Origin of the sequence: Streptomyces tardus (assembly GCF_018101125.2) — a bacterium.
GTDB lineage: Bacteria > Actinomycetota > Actinomycetes > Streptomycetales > Streptomycetaceae > Streptomyces > Streptomyces tardus.
Genome location: NZ_JAELVF020000001.1, coordinates 2,184,922 through 2,201,825, shown reverse-complemented (window position 1 = coordinate 2,201,825; position 16,904 = coordinate 2,184,922). Strand labels below are relative to the sequence as shown.

10 protein-coding genes are annotated in these 16,904 nt (G+C 72.8%); 4 read left to right on the top strand and 6 right to left on the bottom strand.

All coding sequences use genetic code 11. The features are described from left to right. Positions 1-90: 90 nt before the first annotated feature. From JGS22_RS09420 to JGS22_RS09405, 4 genes are all read right to left on the bottom strand, one after another. The gene (locus JGS22_RS09420; protein WP_211042953.1) at positions 91-1,797 is read right to left on the bottom strand and encodes a long-chain-fatty-acid--CoA ligase; all 1,707 of its coding nucleotides are present in this window, start codon (positions 1,795-1,797) and stop codon (positions 91-93) included. Next, entirely contained in the window at positions 1,794-8,003 is a 6,210-nt protein-coding gene (locus JGS22_RS09415) for a type I polyketide synthase (protein ID WP_216814913.1), read from the bottom strand. The genes JGS22_RS09420 and JGS22_RS09415 overlap by 4 nt, the downstream gene beginning before the upstream one ends. Beyond that, on the bottom strand, positions 8,000-8,302 hold the full coding sequence (locus JGS22_RS09410; RefSeq protein ID WP_211042832.1) for an acyl carrier protein: 303 nt from the start codon (positions 8,300-8,302) through the stop codon (positions 8,000-8,002). Before JGS22_RS09410 ends, JGS22_RS09415 begins: the two co-directional genes overlap by 4 nt. Positions 8,303-8,729: 427 nt before the next feature. Beyond that, positions 8,730-10,283 carry an MFS transporter gene (locus JGS22_RS09405; protein ID WP_211042830.1) on the bottom strand — a complete coding sequence of 518 codons (1,554 nt, stop codon included), beginning with the start codon at positions 10,281-10,283 and terminating at the stop codon, positions 8,730-8,732. A 289-nt stretch (positions 10,284-10,572) separates the two neighbouring features. Here JGS22_RS09405 and JGS22_RS09400 point away from each other — a divergent pair, with 289 nt between their 5' ends. From JGS22_RS09400 to JGS22_RS09390, 3 genes are all read left to right on the top strand, one after another. Then, complete coding sequence (locus tag JGS22_RS09400) at positions 10,573-11,640, top strand: fatty acid desaturase family protein (protein ID WP_211042828.1); 1,068 nt, start codon at positions 10,573-10,575, stop codon at positions 11,638-11,640. After that, complete coding sequence (locus JGS22_RS09395; protein WP_211042826.1) at positions 11,640-13,103, top strand: MFS transporter; 1,464 nt, start codon at positions 11,640-11,642, stop codon at positions 13,101-13,103. The genes JGS22_RS09400 and JGS22_RS09395 overlap by 1 nt, the downstream gene beginning before the upstream one ends. A gap of 74 nt (positions 13,104-13,177) precedes the next feature. Then, a complete protein-coding gene (locus JGS22_RS09390; protein WP_211042824.1) occupies positions 13,178-13,897 on the top strand; it encodes a TetR/AcrR family transcriptional regulator in 720 nt (239 codons plus the stop codon). A 171-nt stretch (positions 13,898-14,068) separates the two neighbouring features. Here JGS22_RS09390 and JGS22_RS09385 read toward each other — a convergent pair whose 3' ends face one another. Both JGS22_RS09385 and JGS22_RS09380 read right to left on the bottom strand, forming a co-directional pair. After that, positions 14,069-15,007 carry an SDR family NAD(P)-dependent oxidoreductase gene (locus JGS22_RS09385; RefSeq protein WP_211042822.1) on the bottom strand — a complete coding sequence of 313 codons (939 nt, stop codon included), beginning with the start codon at positions 15,005-15,007 and terminating at the stop codon, positions 14,069-14,071. 16 nt (positions 15,008-15,023) lie between these two features. Next, positions 15,024-15,701, bottom strand: coding sequence for a ScbR family autoregulator-binding transcription factor (locus JGS22_RS09380; protein WP_211042813.1), 678 nt, complete (start codon positions 15,699-15,701; stop codon positions 15,024-15,026). Positions 15,702-15,882: 181 nt separating this feature from the next. Here JGS22_RS09380 and JGS22_RS09375 point away from each other — a divergent pair. Then, positions 15,883-16,904, top strand: a 1,022-nt coding sequence (locus JGS22_RS09375; RefSeq protein ID WP_216814912.1) for a ScbA/BarX family gamma-butyrolactone biosynthesis protein, incomplete at its 3' end; no start/stop codon positions are given.

Sequence of the window (16,904 nt, the reverse complement as noted above, 5' to 3'; positions counted from 1 at the left end):
CGCTCCGTGCGGTGGACGCGCGTGGTGGATACGTGCGGCGGATGTGCGGTGCGGCGCGTGCGGGATGGGCGGGATGGGCGGGTGCGCGGGTCAGGGCCGGTCGGGGACGGCCGCCGCCTGCTCGCGCAGCCGCTCGCGTATCTCCCGCCGCAGCACCTTGCCGGAGGGGTTGCGGGGCAGGGTGTCGGTGAACCGGTAGTCGCACGGGATCTTGTAGTCGGCGATGCGCCCGTGCAGGAACATCAGCAGCTGGCGGGGCGTCGCCGCGGCGCCCTCGCGCAGCACCACCACGGCCTGGACCGTCTCGCCCCAGCGCGGGTCGGGCAGGCCGACCACCGCCGAGTCGGCCACCGCGGGATGCTCGGCGAGCGCCTTCTCCACCTCGGCCGGGTAGACGTTCTGACCGCCCACGATGATCGTGTCGTTGATGCGGTCGCACAGGAAGAGGTTCCCCGCCTCGTCCAGACAGCCGGCGTCGCCCATGTGCAGCCAGCCGTCGACGAGCGTCGCGGCGGTCACCTCCGGCAGCCGCCAGTAGCCGAGCATCGCCGAGGGCGTACGGATGCACACCTGGCCGATCTCGCCCGCCGGCAGCTCCTGCCCCTGCGGGTCGACGATCCGCAGTTCGTTCCCCGGGCAGGCGCGGCCGACCGAGAGCAGCAGCGGATTGCCCGGGTAGTGCTCCTCCGGGGGCAGGCTGACCGCGACGCTCCCGGTCTCCGTACTGGCGTAGATCTGTGCCAGCTCGCAGCCGAAGACCTCCATGCTGCGACGCAGCAGCGGTTCCGAGATGGGCGCGGCACCGTAGGCGATCTTGCGCAGCGAGGCGAACGCCTCGGCGGAGGCGGCGGGTTCGTCCAGCATCATCCCGAGCATCGCGGGAGCGGCGAAGGTCGTGGTCACCCGGTGCCGCTCGATGAGCTCGACCGCCTCCTTGGCGACGAACATCCGCATCACGATGTTGGTGCCGCCCGCGTTGAAGCCGTGCAGGAACCAGCCGAGTCCGGCGATGCCGAAGCCGGGCAGCGAGATCAGGTTGACGTCCTCCGGGAGCCAGTCGATCCACGCGACACCGTCGGCACGCATGGCCCGCGGCAGCGTGAAGAAGCTCCGCTGGGCCAGCACCACACCCTTGGGCAGGCCGGTGGTTCCGCTGGTGTAGATCTGCGCGACGGGGTCGTCGGGTCCGGTGCCGGGGGAGTGGTCGGTGTCCGGGTGGGCTGCGCACCAGCGCCGGAGGCCGGCCCCACGGCCGACGCGACCGGGGCCGTCACCGTCGGCGGGCTCGTCACCGTCGCCGTCACGGTCGGTGGGGCCGTCGGTGCTGACGACCTCCCTCACTTCCGGCAGCCGGGGCAGTATCCGCCCGGCGACGGCGGCGAACTCCTCCTCCACGAAGAGGAGTCGGGCGCCCGAGTCGCGCAGGATGTGGTCCACCTCGCCCCCGGTGAGCCGCCAGTTGACCGGGACCATGACTGCGCCGGCCTTGGCGCAGGCGAGGACCAGCGCGTAGTAGTCCTCGGACTCCCGGCCGAGGAAGGCGACCCGGTCCGCGCGACCCACTCCGGCCGCGCGCAGGCCGTGTGCCAGCCGGTTGCTGTAGCGGTGCAGTTCCGCGTGGGTGAGAGTGCGGTCCTCGCAGCGAACGGCGGGGTGGTCCGGCCGCAGCGCCGCGTGCTCGGCGCTGCGGGCGGCCAGCGTCCAGCCCGTCCGCGTCCCCCCGTCGGGCCCGGGTTGGGCGCCTTCCGCCGGGAGGCCCGGGGCGCGCCGGGTGGTGGTGGCTGTCGTCTCCGTCATGCGGCTGCCTCCTGCGGTACGAGCTGGCTCTCCAGAAAGTCGCTGAGCTGCTGGACCGACGGGTGGTCGAAGACGAGCGAGGCGGGCAGCGCCAGTCCGAACGCCTTCTCCAGGCCGCTCTTGACCTCCATCCCCATCAGCGAGTCCAACCCCAGCGAGACGAACTCCGCGGTGGGGTCCAGCGGATCGTCGGGGGCCATCCGCAGAGTGGCGGCCACCCGTTCGGTGACGACGCCGGCGATGGCCGCGCCGCGCTCCCGGCCGGGCAGCGCCACCAGGGCTGCCACGTCGAGAGCGTCGCCCCCCTCGGCGTCCCCGCCGGTGCCCGGCGCGACGAGCCGGGCGTACAACCGGTTGTCCACGGGCGAGAGTTGGGTGAAGCGATTCCAGTCGACCTCGCCCACGACCCGTCGTACGGCGCCCTCGCGCCACATCCGGTCCAGGGTGCGCAGCGCCCTGGAGGGCGAGAAGAAGGCGATGCCGCCTCGGACGATCTCCTTGCCGAGCGAGTCGTCCAGCCGCGCCGACATGCCCACCGCAGCCCAGGCGCCCCAGTTGGCGGAGGTGGCCGGCAGACCCTTCCGGGCCCGCCACTCCGTCAGCCCGTCCAGGAACGCGCTGGCCCCGGCGTAGTGCGCCTGGGTGGCTCCGCCGACGACGGCGGCGATCGAGGAGTAGGAGATGAAGAAGTCCAGCTCGGGGAAGGACTCGGCGGCCTCGTGCAGCAGCCAGCCGCCGTAGACCTTGGGGCCGAACTGGGTGTCGATCTCCTCCCAGGTCAGGTTGGAGACCAGCGATTTGCCGATGGCGCCGGCCGCGTGCACGATGCCGCCCACCGGACATCCGGACGCGGCGATCTCGCCGAGTTCGGCGGTCAGCCGCTTCACGTCCTCGGGCAGGGAGACGTCGGCGCGCAGCAGCCGTACCTCGGCTCGCTGTTCCAACTCCGCGAGCACCGGCGCCGCTTCGGGCGTCGCCCGGCCGCCGCGGCTGACCAGGGCCAGGTGCCGCGCCCCGAGATCCACCAGCTTGCGGGCCGTCACCAGGCCGAGGCCGCCGAGACCACCGGTGATCAGGTAGAGCCGGTCCGGACGGACGCCGACGTTCTCGTCGCCGTCGGGGGCCGGGGTCCGGGCGGGGCCGTCCGCCGCCGCTTCCGGTCGGCGGCCCGGTTCGGCGACCGGGTGGAGGCAGACCACCACGGTGCCGGGAGCGGCGCCGCGGGCGACTGCGGCGAGCGCCTCGTCCGTCTCCTCCAGCCCGTAGCAGACCACGTCGGAACGGGCGTCGCCGCCGGCCCCGGGCAGTTCGCCCGCCGGCCGGTCGGGCCCGTTCAAGTCGGCGCCGGGCGGGGAGGGTTGGGGAGCATCGAGCTCGGCGGCGTCGAGTTCGGCGGCGTCGAGTTCGGCGGCGTCGAGTTCGGCGGCGAGGGCGGCTGCCGCCTCGGTCAGCGGGGTGCCCGCGGGTACGGGCGAGACCTCGCCGGCGGGGACCGTCACCGTGCGCCGGAGCGTGCCCCCGGTCCGCAGCAACACCTGGCTGCCGACCGGCAGGCCGACCCCCTCACCCACCGCCAGCACGACGCCGCTCGCGCCGGTGCCGAGGACGGTGTCCTCGCCTTCGGAGGACCGCCGCACGTCGGCGGCCGAGAGCCCGGCGACGTACACCCGCACCTGCACCTCGCCGGCGAGCGGCGGCCGGTCGGCGGCGGGAACCGGGACGATCTCGGCGTGCTCCCCGGCTGCTGACGGCCGCAGTTCGAAGCCGCCGGGCCAGTCCGGCGAGCGGTCGCCGGGCAGCAGCCGCCGCACGTGGCGGGAGCCGTCGCGGAAGGCGATCTGGAACTCGCCCTCCTGCGGCGCCGCCCACTCGGCGACCAGACCGCCGGGGTCGCCGCCGGCCGGCAGGTCGACCAGGGTCGGACGGTACTGCGGGTACTCGTTGAGCAGGGTGTGGCCGAAGCCCCACAGGGTGCCGGCCGCCAACTGCTCGCCCGTGCCGGGCAGATCGTCGGGCAGCCACTGGGCGCGCTCGGTCACCAGCCACAGCCGGGGAGCGCGGCCGGCGGCGTCCGCCAGGGCGGCGACGGTCTCCAGCAGTCGGCGGTAGTTGTCCTCGCACTCGGCGCGCAGGGTCGCGGCCGAGGCCGGACCGCCGGTCTCGCGCTGCTCGCCCGGCCGCCAGAACCACACCACCTCCGTCACGGACGGATCGCGCAGCGCCGCGCGCAGCGCCGCGGTGTCCTGCGCGGTGCTCAGCCGGGCCCCGGCCGCCGCGGCCCGCTCGGCCAGGGGGCCTCGCGCGGGCGCGTCGGCGGGCAGTACGGCGACCGCGTGGCGCTCCGCGCCGGGCGCACCCTCGACGGGCACCGCGGCGCGCCGCAGCCAGCGCAGCCGGTGCAGGAAGTTCCGCTGCCGGTCCGGCTCCTGGGCGCGGGCGAGTTCGACGTCCGCGAACAGGGCCACCGGCTGGTCGCCCTCCATCAGCAGCAGGTCGGCGATCCGTCGTCCGTCCGCACGCGGATCGGACCCGCTGCGGGCGCCGGCGTTCTCCCGGATGCGGGCGAGCACCCGCAGGCGGTCGGCGCGCGGCTTCTTGTAGAGCCGGATCGCACCGAACCGCACCGGCGCCAGTGCCGGCGCCCCGTGGTCGGTGACGGTCAGCGCGTGCAGGGCGCCGGAGAGCGCGGCGAGCGGCAGTTGGTCCAGTGCCCCGGCCGGCGGCACGGACAGCTCACCCGTGAGGAGGCCGCCCCGGTACCTGGTGACCTGCTCCAACGTCCCCAGCCGGGCGCCGAATTCGTGCCCGGCAGCCGTGAGGTCGGTGTAGACGTCCACGCCGTCCACGGTCTCCAGCACCTCGACGGCCTCGGCCTCGGCGCGCAGCAGCTTGCGGGTTGCCAGGTCTCCCGTCTGGCTCGGCCGCAGGTCCAGCAGCGCGTCCGCGTGCAGGATCTCCTGTTCGCCGTGCCCGCTCAGGATCTCCACCTGCACCTCGGCGCCGCTGTCGGGCAACGGCACCAGCCGGGTGCGCAGTTCGACGGTGGCGGCGGTGTCCGACTCCTCGGGCAGCCGCAGCGGCCGGTGGAGGCGCAGGGCGCGGACAGCCGCGTCGGTGCGCCCGTACACCGCGTCCTGAAGCGCGAGCAGCAGCTCGACGTGTGCCCCCGGCGGCAGTTCGGCCCCGGCGGGGGTGCGGTAGCCGGCCAGCGCGGGCAGTCGGCGCGCGCCCAGTACGGCGGTGAACTCCCGTGTGCCGGCGGCGAACCGGTCCGCTTCGGGGTCGGTCGCGGTGCCCAGCAGCGGATGGGTCGCCGGTCCCGCCGCGCCGGCGTTGTCGGCCGAGGGAAGCGCGACGGGCAGCCAGTGCCGCCTGCGCTGGAAGGCGTACGTGGGCAGCGTCACCCTGTTCGGCGCGTGAGCCCCCTGGTAGCCGTCCCAACCGACCGTCAGGCCCGCGGTGTAGTAGTCCGCGAGCGAGCGGAGCAGCACGCTCCCGTCCGGCAGGCGCTTCTGCAACGAGGGCAGCCAGAGGTGGTCGTCGGCGGGCACGCAGCGTTTGGCGAGCGCGGTGAGCGCGGTGGACGGGCCGATCTCGATCAGGGCGTGCCGTCCGCGCTTGGCCACCGCGCGGATGCCGTCCATGAAGCGCACCGGCTCACCGATGTGGCGCACCCAGTAGTCGGCGTTGCCGATCTGGGCGAGCCTGGCGGGCCTGCCGGTGACGTTGGAGATCAGGGTGATCTTCGGCTCGTGGAAGGAGACACCGGCGATCGCGGCGCGGAACTCGTCGAACACCTCGGCCATCTGCGGCGAGTGGAAGGCGTGCGAGACCGTCAACGGGCTGACCCGCACGCCCTGTTCGACGAGTCCGGCGCAGACCTCGTCGACCGAGGCGCGCGCTCCGGAGATCACGCACTGGTCGGGCGCGTTCACGGCGGCGAGCGCCAGTTCGGGGTGGTCCGCGAGCAGCGGTTCGACATCCTCCGCGGGTGCGGACACCGCGGCCATCGTGCCGTCGGCGCGCACCGACTGCATCAGCCGGGATCGGGCGGCGACCAGGGTCACCGCGTCCGGCAGCGTGAACAGCCCGGCGACGGCCGCGGCGACCACCTCGCCGATGCTGTGGCCGATCAGGGCCTGCGGCCGTACCCCCCAGGAGGTCCAGAGTCCCGCCAGCGCGTACTCCAGGGTGAAGAGCGCGGGCTGGGTGTGGGCGGTCTCGCCCAGGTCCTCGGCCGTCACGTCGTGGCTGGTGACCAGCTCCCGCACCGAACGTCCGATCAGCGGCGCGAAGAGCGCGTCGCACTCGTCGACCAGGGCGCGGAAGACCGGGTGGCGCTGGTAGAGCGCGGCGCCCATGCCCGGGTACTGCGAGCCCTGTCCGGTGAACAGGAACGCGGTCCTGCGGATGCGCGGGGCGGCCGGCCGCTTCTCCTTTGCGGCCTCCTCGTCGAGGTGCGCGAGCAGGTCGTCGCGGTCGGTGAAGGGGTGCGCGACGCGGTGGGAGAAGTGCGCCCGGCCGGTCTGGGCGGTGAAGCAGAGCGCGTCCAGGTCGAGGTCCGGGCGTGCGTCCAACAGCTCGCGGTATCGGGCGAGTTGCGCGGTCAGCGCGGCGTCGCTCTTGGCGGAGAGGGCGAACAGCCGGGGCGGCGCGGCGGCGGGGGTGGCGTCGGGCGTCCCGTCGGCGGGCGGGCGCGCGGCGGCGATCGCGTCGGCGGCAGGGCGCTGGGCGTCGGTCGCGGCGGCTGCCGGTGCGGCGGCGGCGGGGCGCTGGGCGTCGGCCAGTCGGGGGGCCTCCTCCAGTACGGCGGCGCCGATGGTCCCGGCGAAGCCGAAGCTGTTGACCAGGGCCCGCCGGATTCCGGCCGGATAGGGCGTGCACTCCTTCGGCACCTTGACGGCGTAGACGTCCCAGGGGATGCGGCCCGAGGGGTTGTCGAGGTTCAGATGCGGATAGACGGTGCCGCTGCGCAGTTGCAGCACGGCCTTGATCAGGCCGACCACGCCGGAGGCCGGCTCCATGTGCCCGAGGTTGGTCTTCACCGAACCGACCAGCAGCGGCGAGTCCTTGGAGTGTCCGGAGGCGAACGCGTCGTTGATGGCGCCGAGTTCGATCGGGTCGCCCAGCGGCGTACCGGTGCCGTGCGCCTCCACGTACTGGATGTCGGCCGGCTCCAACAGCGCGGCCTCCAGCGCGCGGCGCATCACCGCTTCCTGCGCGACGCCGTTCGGCACGGTCAGACCGGCGCTGTCGCCGTCCTGGCCGACGGCGGTGCCGCGGATCACCGCGAGGACGTCGTCGCCGTCCCGGGTCGCGTCGGACAGCCGCTTCAGCACCAGGATTCCGCAGCCCTCGGCGCGCACATAGCCGTCGGCCGACTCGTCGAAGGTCTTGCAGAGGCCGTCCGGCGCAAGCATGTTGGCGTGGCTGAACATCACCGGGATGCGCGGGTGGTGCAGCGCGTTCACCCCGCCGCACAGCGCGATGTCGGTCTCCCCGTTGCGCAGCCCCTGCGCGGCCATGTGGAGCGCGGCGAGCGAGGAGGAGCAGGCGGTGTCGACGCTGACGCTCGGCCCGCGCCAGCCCAGGAAGTAGGAGAGCCGCCCGGAGAGCGGGAACATCGTGATGCCGGACGCCAACAGGCCGTCCAGCTGGTCGTACGGGAGGGCGTCCAGCTCCAGCGCGTAGTCGATGGAGCTGGCGCCGATGTAGACGCCGCCGTTGCCGCGGCGCAGGGCGGTCGGGTCGATGTTGGCGTGCTCCAGGGCCTTCCAGGCCGTCTCCAGCACCATCCGCTGCTGCGGGTCGATGTACTGGGCCTCTTTGGGCGAGATGTTGAAGAACGGGGCGTCGAAGAGGTCGATTCGGTCCAGGAAGCCGCCGCCGGAGGTCCTGATGCGCCCCTTCTCCTCGGGGTCGGCCGGGTCCTCGGGAGTGAACTGCTCGACGTTCCAACGGTCCTCGGGCAGCGGGACGATGCCGGAGCCTCCCGTGCGCAGGAAGTCGTCGAACTCGTCCAGCGAGTCGTTGCCGCCGGGGAACCGCAGCCCGATGCCGACGACGGCGATCGGCTCGTACTTGCGCTTCAGCAGCTCGTCCGCGTCCGCCTGCTCGGCACGGGCGGGGCCGGCCACCTCCCGCAGATAGGCGTCGAGAGTGCGCTCCGGGCTCCCGTGGTCGGGCTGGTGCTGGCCTTCACTCATGCGCGGGCCTCCAGAATGCCGCTCAGGTACTCGACGAGCTGCTCGACGGTGGGCTGGTTGAACAGGGCCGTGGAGTCGATCTCAAGGCCGAGCTCCCGTTCCAGGCTCTGCTTGACGTCCATCAGGCGAAGGGACGTCAGCCCGATGTCGAAGAAGCTGGCGTCCAGGGGGAGTTCCTCCTCGTCCTCCATCAGCAGGGCCGCCTTGAAGTGCCGGACGGCGAGCGTCTCCAGCACCTCCTGCCGCTCCAGGGCGGGCAGGAGTCCTATGCGCTCGGAACTCGATGCCGCGTATGTCATGGAAACCCCCGTGATGAGTGTCAGGACGTGGTGTGTGGGCCGGAGCCTGTCGTTAGGGTCTTGCCGGATCGGGGAGCGGTGGCCACCAGGCGTCGCGAGCCCGGCGAAGATCCGAACGACAGGCAGTGGGCCCAGGCAAACAGCGGGACCTGACATGCCCCTGATGCGGTGCTGATCGCGCCACGCCGCCGCCCCGACGCCGCCCCGCGGACACCGGGCGGACGGCCGCCGGTCCCGCGACGGGGCGTACGTGTCGGGGCCGGCGCCGGGCATACGTGCCCGCTTCCGCGCCCGCGCGCAGGTGTCGGGGCCGCCGCCGGGCGCGCCCGTACGGCTGCGCGCCGGAGAGCACGACGGCGGGCGCCGCGGTGCTCGGTGCACCGCGACGCCCGCCGTCGAACGTCCCTGTCGGACCGCGCCGTTGCGGCTACCCGACCGTCTCCCGGGCCGCCGGCCGGTCGTTCTCGCCGCCCTCGGCGCCCGTACCGGGGCCGTCCGCGCCCGTGCCGCCGGCTTCCGGGCCGCCCTCGGCACCGGACGGCGGCTCGCCGGCCGCACCGCCCTCGGCGGAGGCGGGGTGCATCCCGCGCCACAGCGCCGCAGCCGCCGCGCAGAAGACGACCAGCGGGGCGAGACCGAGCACGAAGGCCTGGTCGAAGGAGTCGCTGCGGGTGAGCACCGGGAAGAACACCGTGCCGGCGATCGCCACGCCGAGCGCCGCGCCGCCCTCCTGCATGGTGTTGACCGCACCCGACGCCGAGGCCGCGTGCCGCTCGGAGACCCCGGCGAGCACCGCTCCGGTGAGCGGCCCCGTGGTCATGCCCATCCCGAGGCCGGCGACGATGAGCGCGGGCACGGTCCACACCACGGAGGTGCCCTCGCCGAGGAGCAGGACCATCGTGCCGAGCAGCGCGTATCCGACGCCCAGCGTCGCCGGGCCCAGGCCGTTCGCCCGCGGGCTCAGCCGGCCGGAGAGCATCGTGGCCCCGAAGTAGCCGACGCCCAGCGGGAAGAAGATCAGGCCCGACTCCAACGGCGAGTAGCCCCTGCCCTGTTGGAGGAAGTACGCCAGCAGGAAGAAGAACGAGCCCATCGCCATGAAGTAGGTGACCATCGCCAGCAGCCCGACCGAGAAGCTGCGCTCCCTGAACAGGGCGAGCTCGATCAGCGGCGAGCGCCCCGTGGAGCTGAGCCTGCGCTGGTGCGCGACGAACAGCAGCAGCAGCGGCACCGACGCCGCCAGCACCACCCAGCCCCAGGCCGGCCAGTTGTGCTCGTGCCCGTGCACCAGCGGCAGCACGACCGCCACCAGCGCCACGGTCACCAGGATCGCGCCCAGCACGTCCAGCCGCGCCGTGCTGTCGCCGCGGGACTCCGGCACGTACTTGCGGGTGCAGACCAGCGCGACCAGGCAGACCGGCAGGTTGATCAGGAAGATCGTCCGCCAGCCGAGCCCCGCGATGTCGCTGCTGATGAGCAGTCCGCCGACGAGCTGGCCGAAGACACCGGCCATGCCGACCGCGAGACCGTACGCGTTGAACGCCTTGCCGCGCCGCTCCCCCTCGTACGTCGAGCTGAGGATGCCCAGCACCTGCGGCACCAGCAGCGCCGCGGCGATGCCCTGGGCGATCCGGGCCGCGATCAGCGTCTCCGGGTCGGGTGCGAGGCCGCACGCCAGGGAAGCCAGGGTGAACAGGGCGAGCCCGAGCGAGTACATCCGGCGGCGCCCGTACAGGTCGCCGAGCCGACCACCGGTGATCATCCCCGCCGTGAAGGCCACGCCGTAGCCGACGATCACCAGCTGGGACTGGGAGGCGGTGGCGCCCAGATCGCTCTGTACGGAGGGGACCGCCACGTTGACGATGAAGTAGTCGAGGACGGTGATGAAGGCGCCCACCAGCACCACGAACAGGGTTCCCCAGGTAGCCCCAGCGCCGGGGGGTGGTGCGGTGTTCCGGTCTTTCGCTGCCTCGGTGGTCATCAGGAGCGCTCCAAATCGCGGCGTGGTAGGGACATTCGTTCCCTCCGCACCGTGCCCGGGTCCGCTGACACGGCGTTGACACGCAGCCGGCCACCGCCCCGTGCCCGGCGCCTCGTACGCCTCGTACGCCCCGTACGCCCGCGTGCCGCCCGGCGCCCGTCTTCCCGGCGTACGCCCCCGGCGCCCGTCAGAAGCGAGTCAGCGGCGTATCAGGCCCCGAGCGGAGCGTGTCGAGGCCTCCCATCGCTCCGCCGCCCACCGGGCGCGGTGACTCAAGGAGATCACCTGTATGCAGTCAGCGCAGCACACCACAAACACCCCAGCAGGGAGCACGGCCGACGCGAAGTCGGGCCAGTCCGCCTCGTTCGCCGAGCTGCTGCGACGGGTCAAGGCGGAGGGTCTCCTTGACCTGCAACCCCGTTACTACGCCTTCAAGTTGGCGCTCAACACCACGCTCCTGCTGGCCGGCCTGGCCGCCTTCTTCGCCCTGGGCGCCAGCTGGTGGACCCTGCTCGTCGCCGCGTGGATGGGCTTCTGCGGCGGCCAGTCGAGCTTCATGTGGCACGACGCGGGCCACAAGTCGATGGTCCGCAGCAAGACTCTCGCGAACATCGTCGGCTACGCGCACGCCAACTTCGTCAACGGCATCAGCTACGGCTGGTGGGTCAACCACCACAACCGCCACCACTCCCACCCCAACCACCTCGAGCTCGATCCGGACATCGGCCGACGGACGGCGATCTTCGACACCAAGCAGTACGCCACCCGCACCCGCCGTCAGCGCTTCATCGTGCGCTACCAGAGCACGCTGTTCTTCGTGCTCCTGGTGTGCGAGCTGTTCAAGATGCAGATGACGGCCTACCGCGCCATCGCCCGCCGCGAGGTGAAGCAGCCCGTACTGGAGGCCGCGCTCATCGCCGCCCGCGCGACGCTCTACCTCGGCCTGGTGTTCTGGATACTCACCCCGCTCCAGGCGATCGCCTTCGTCGTCGTCCAACAGGCCTGCCAGGGCGTGTACTTCGGCATGATCTTCGCGCCGAACCACAAGGGCATGGAGCTGCGCGACGGCGAGGAGGAGAGCCTCGGCTGGCTGGAGCGCCAGGTCCTCACCTCGCGCAACATCCGCCCCTCGCTGCTGATGGACTTCCTCTACGGCGGCCTCAACTACCAGATCGAACACCACCTGTTCCCCGCGATGCCGCAGAAGAGCCTGCGCAGGGCACGGGAGTTGACGATGGAGTACTGCGCCGAGCGCGGCATCCCCTATCGCGAGGTGGGCTTCTTCCGTTCCTACCGTGAGGTGGCCTCGTTCCTGCACAAGGTCTCCGCACCCGTCCGGCAGGGGCAAGTGAGCTGATGTCCGCAGAGCACCGAACGGACGTCGCCCCGGGGCCGACGCCCGTCACCACACTGGAGGCCGGTACGGGCGGGCCGTCCTCGCCTGTCGAAACCGCCTCCCCCGCCGCCCCGGGCGGCAGCTCGCCCGAGGCGATCGGCGCCCGTATGGACCGGCTGCCGATCACCCCCACGCACCGGAAGCTGACGCTGGTCATCGGCATCGGCCTGTTCTTCGACAGCTTCGACAACCATCTGTCGGGGACGATCGCACAGGTCATGCAGACCGAGTTCGCGATGGACAGCACGGCGCTGAAGCTGGCGCTCGCCTCCGCGTTCCTCGGCCAGTTCTTCGGCTCGCTGCTGCTCGGCAGGGTCGGCGACAAGCTGGGCCGGCGCCGCGCCTTCATGATCAACCTCGGGCTGTACTCGTTCTTCACCCTGGCCGGGGCGTTCTCGCCGAACGCGGCCTGGCTGATCGTCACCCGTTTCATCGCGGGCATGGGCATCGGCGCCGAACAGGCCCTCTCCGACTGCTACTTGTCGGAGACCCTGCCGGCGAGGAAGCGCGGCAGGTTCATCGCCTGGGCGTACACGCTGTGCTTCTGCGGCGTGCCGGCGGTCGGCTTCGCGGCGCTGTGGCTGGTGCCGCTCGCCCCGCTGGGGATCGACGGCTGGCGCTGGCTGTTCGTGCTCGGCGCGCTCGGCGCCTTCGTGGTGTGGGTGCTGCGCCGCGGCATGATCGAGTCACCGCGCTGGCTGGCCTCGGTCGGCCGTCGCGAGGAGGCCGACCGCCTGGTCACCACGATGGAGTCGGAGGCCGTCGCGAACGGCAACCGGCTGCCCGAGCCCGAGCCGGCGGCGGCGCCCACGACGAAGCCCAACACCCGGCTGCGGGACCTGTTCGGCCGCCGCTACCGGCGGCGCACCACGATGCTGTGGGTGCTGTGCGGGCTGTCCGTCGTCGGCTACTACGGCTTCGGCACCCTCGCCCCGCTGGTCCTGGCGGCCAAGGGGTACGGAATCCTGGAGGGCATCAGCTTCGCGGCGCTGTCCTTCGTCGGCTATCCGGTGGGCTCGCTGCTCTCGGTGCCGATCATGGACCGGATCGAGCGCAAGCTCCTGGTGGCGCTCTCCGCCGTCGCCATGGCCGCCTGCGGGCTGGGCTTCGCCTTCGCCGACACGGGTGCCTGGATCGTCGCGTTCGGTTTCACCTTCACGCTGCTGAGCAACGTCTTCTCCACCGTCTCGCACGTGTATCTGGCCGAGCAGTACCCGACCAGCATCCGCGCCACCGCGGCGGGCACCGCGTACTCGCTGTCCAAGCTGAGCGCCGCGGCCATCCCGTTCGCCCTGCTGCCGGTGCTGGACTCGGCGGGGCCGGTGTGGCTCTTCGGCACCGTCGCGGTGGTGATGGTGGTCGTCGCGGCGACCGTACTGGTGCTGGGCGAGCGTACGACGGGGGTGTCGGCCGACTGGAGCTGAGCGGACCCCCGCGAAGGTAACGAAGTCTCCGTACGGCGGTGGCGGACGCCGTACGGAGACTTCATGTTGGCCGTATGACGACTGAAGCCGCACACCACGACCGGACCGCCGGCGCGACCGACGCCGCGGGGGCCGTCGAAGCCATCAAGGCGGAGGGCACCCGCCAGCTGCACCGCAACGGCGCGCTGGTGCTCACGCCGGAGTCCGTCCGCACCGCGCTCGACATGACCGAGACCGATTTCGCCCGGCACTTCGCCTCCCGCGACGCCCTGCTCACCGCACTGGTCGTCGATGCCTACGGCGGCATGGGCGAGCGAGCCGAACAGGCCGTGCGCGAGAGCGCGGCCGGCGACGCCGCACCGCTGGCCCGCTGGGTCGCGGTCTGCCGCGCCGTACGGGACTGGGCGACGGACCACCCGCAGGAGTACGAGCTCATCTACGGCACCAACATCCCCGGCTACGACGCGCCGCCCGAGACCATGGTCGCCGGCGCCCGTACCGCCATGGCCCTGATCGGCACGCTCCAACACGCCGCCGAGCAGGGCGCGTTGGAGACCGGCACGGAGGAGGAGCTGCCCGGACCGGTGGCCGACGCGGTGCGCGGGCTGGCCGAGGGCATGGCCCAGGGCCTGCCCGAGCCGGTCGTCGCGCGGCTGCTGGTCGCCTGGACGCAGCTCTTCGGCATGACCGGCTTCTCGGTGTTCGGGCACATCGCCGCCTTCGGCGAGGACCCGGCCGCCTTCGTGGACCACGCGGCGGCGGCCATGGGCCGGTACGTGGGCGTACGCGGCTGACCCCGGCCGAGGTCGTCCGGCGTTCCCACGCCCGCGGGCAGCAGCCGACAGCGCTGCCCGCGGGCGTTTCCGCACGCCGCGGGGGCGGGGGCGCCCACGGGGGCGTACGCGTCGGCTGGGGACGAGGCATCGTCTGGGGCCTGCGCGCCGCCGTACGCGCCGGCGTGGGGCTCAGGCGAAGGCGGTGCGGTGGTCGGCGGCCCACTGTGCGAAGGACGTGGGCACGCGGCCGGTCGCCCGCGCCACTCCCGGCTCCGTACCGGCCTTGCTGCCGGCGCGCAGGCGCTCCGCGCTCGCGAGCAGCGCGACCGCGACCGGCTCCGGCCAGCGGGCACGCAGTGCGGCCTCGGCCTGGGCACGGCTGAGCTCGACGAGGGTGAGCCCGGTGTCGAGCAACCGGCCCAGCTGCTCGGTCTGTTCGGCCGCCGACAGCGCTTCGGGGCCGGTGAGGTGGTGGGTCCGCCCGTGGTGCGCGGGGTCGCCCAGCGCAGCCGCGGCGGCTTCGGCGATGTCCCGCGGATCCACGCACGCGTTGCGCGCCTGCCCCCCGTACGCCCGCACGGTGCGCTCGTCCCGGATGCCGGGGGCCCAGGACAGGGTGTTGCTCATGAAGGCCCGCGGCCGCAGCAGCGTCCACGGCAGCCCCGACTCCCGGACACGGTCCTCGTTCTCGCGCTGCCAGCGGGTCAGGAGGTCGTCGGCGTACGGGTCGGTCACCGCGAGCGCGGAGAGCTTCACCAGGTGCACGGCTCCGCCCGTACCGTCCGGTCTCTCCCCGCCGCGCGTACCGTCCCGGCGGCGCGCTGCCGCCGTGCTCTCCCGGTTCGCCGCCGCCACCAGCAGTGCGTCGTGCTCCGGACTGAGCGGATCGCTGGTCACCACCAGTACGGCGCGTGCCCCGCGGAGTGCGCGCTCCAGCCCCTGCCGGTCGCCCAGGTCGACTGGCACCGCCTCGACCCCGGCGCGGGCCGCGGGCAGCAGTTCGCCGCGCAACCGCCGCAGCCCCTCCGCCCGCCGGGCGAGCAGCCTGACCGGCCTCCCCGCGGAAACGAGCCGGCGCGCGACCTCGCGACCCACTGTCCCGGTGGCCCCGGTGATCACCACCGTCATGAGGTCGGCCGGGCGCTCACGAGGCGCTCCGCAGGGCGTCCGGAGCGCGACCCTCCCGTACGACGCGCTCCATCACCCGCTCGCCGCGATCGGGCCGCAGATCCAGTCGGCCGAGCACGGAAGGCACCGCCACGGCGGGCAGGACGCTCTGGTACAGCACCGCGGCACGCTCGGCCACATCGTCGTAGTTCGTCAGCGCCTGCGACATTCCCTGCACCCCGGCGAACGCTCCGACGAAGAGCTGGGCAACCTGGTCGACGTCCGCGTGCGGCAGCAACTCCCCGCTCTCCCGGGCCCGTTCGAGCTGCTCCCCGGTGACCTCGGCCCAGCGCAGGTACGGGCCTCTGCGGTCCGGCCCCTCGTGCCCGCCGCGCTCGATGGTGAGCCGCACCGAACCCCGCACCAAGGGATCGAACTTGAGCAGATGGGCGAGCAACATCCCCTGGTCGAAGAGGAGTTGGAGGTGGATCGGCTCGTGCGGAAGCTCCGGCACGGCGTGCACCTGCTCGTCGAGCACCGCCTGCGCCAGCTCCCGTTTCGACGCGAAGTGGAAGTAGAGCGCCCCCTTGGTGACTCCCGCCAGCTTGAGGATGTCGGCGATCGTGGCGACCTCGTAGCCGATGTCGCCGAAGACCTCCGCCGCTGCCCGCACGATCGCTGCCCTGGTGCGCACCGCGCGCTCCTGCTGTGCCATCGGCACACTCCCGTCCTTCCGACTTGCCGTGCTGCCGATCGTTCCCTACCCAGCAGTCCGCTTTTCGCTCATCCAGTATCCACCAGGGTATTGAAAAAAGACCGTCCAGTTTTTAACGTACCGATCAGCTCCATGGCAGCAACCCCGCCCGCGCATCACCGTGACGCACCTCGGAGGAGCCATGACCCTTACCGCACCCACCCAGTTCGCCGTGCCCGCCCAGCCGGCAGCCCTCGCACCGACCACCGCGCCGCACCGCACCGAAAGCGGGGCAACTCCGGTGCGAGCGCCCGGTTTCAGCGCCACCGCACCCCGGGAACTCGTCCACCGGGCAGCGATCAGCGAGGTCTTCGTCACCGACTGGGAGAGCCGGGGAGACGACACCTACGAGCTGGCCGCACAGTGGCCGCGCTGCCACAGCTTCTTCACCCCTCCTTCGAGCTCCCACCACATGCCGTCGCTTGTCGCGGAAACAATCCGACAGTCCGTTTTTGTTCTGGCCCACGCCGAGTACGGCATCCCGTTCGGCCACGCCTTCGTGATGAGCGAGCTGTCCTACCGCACCAGCCGCGACGGCATCCGGGTCGGCAGCAGCCCGACAGACGTCCAACTCCAGGCCTCGTGCACCGAGTTCACACACAAGGGAAGACGGGTGGCCGGCTTCAGAACCGAGGTGACCCTCTTGCGGGACGGCCGGCCCTTCGCCGCCGGCAGCGCCTCCTTCACCGCCGTCGCCCCCGCCGTCTACCGACGGCTGCGCGGCGCCCAGCACCGCGCGGCCGGACAGGGCCCTCTCCTCCCCGCACCGGTCTGCCCCGAGTACGTCGGCCGCAGCTCGGCGCTGGACGTGGTCCTCGCCCCGACGGGCCGGCGCGACGTCTGGCACGTGCGCGCGGACACCTCGCACCCCACGATGTTCGACCACCCCGTCGACCACGTACCGGGCATGGTGCTGCTGGAGGCCGCCTGCCAGGCCGCCGCTGCCGCCAGCCACCCCGGCTCCTTCCACGCACTGCGCGTGCACGCCGCCTTCGCCCGGTACGCCGAGTACGACAGCCCCTGCGTACTGACCGCGGACCACCGCCCCGAGACCGGGTTCGCCACGGTCACCGGAACCCAGGCGGGCCGGCTGGTCTTCACCGCGACCCTCGGCAACGACACGGCCCTCGACTCGTACGCCGCTCCCGACCCGCACCGCCGACC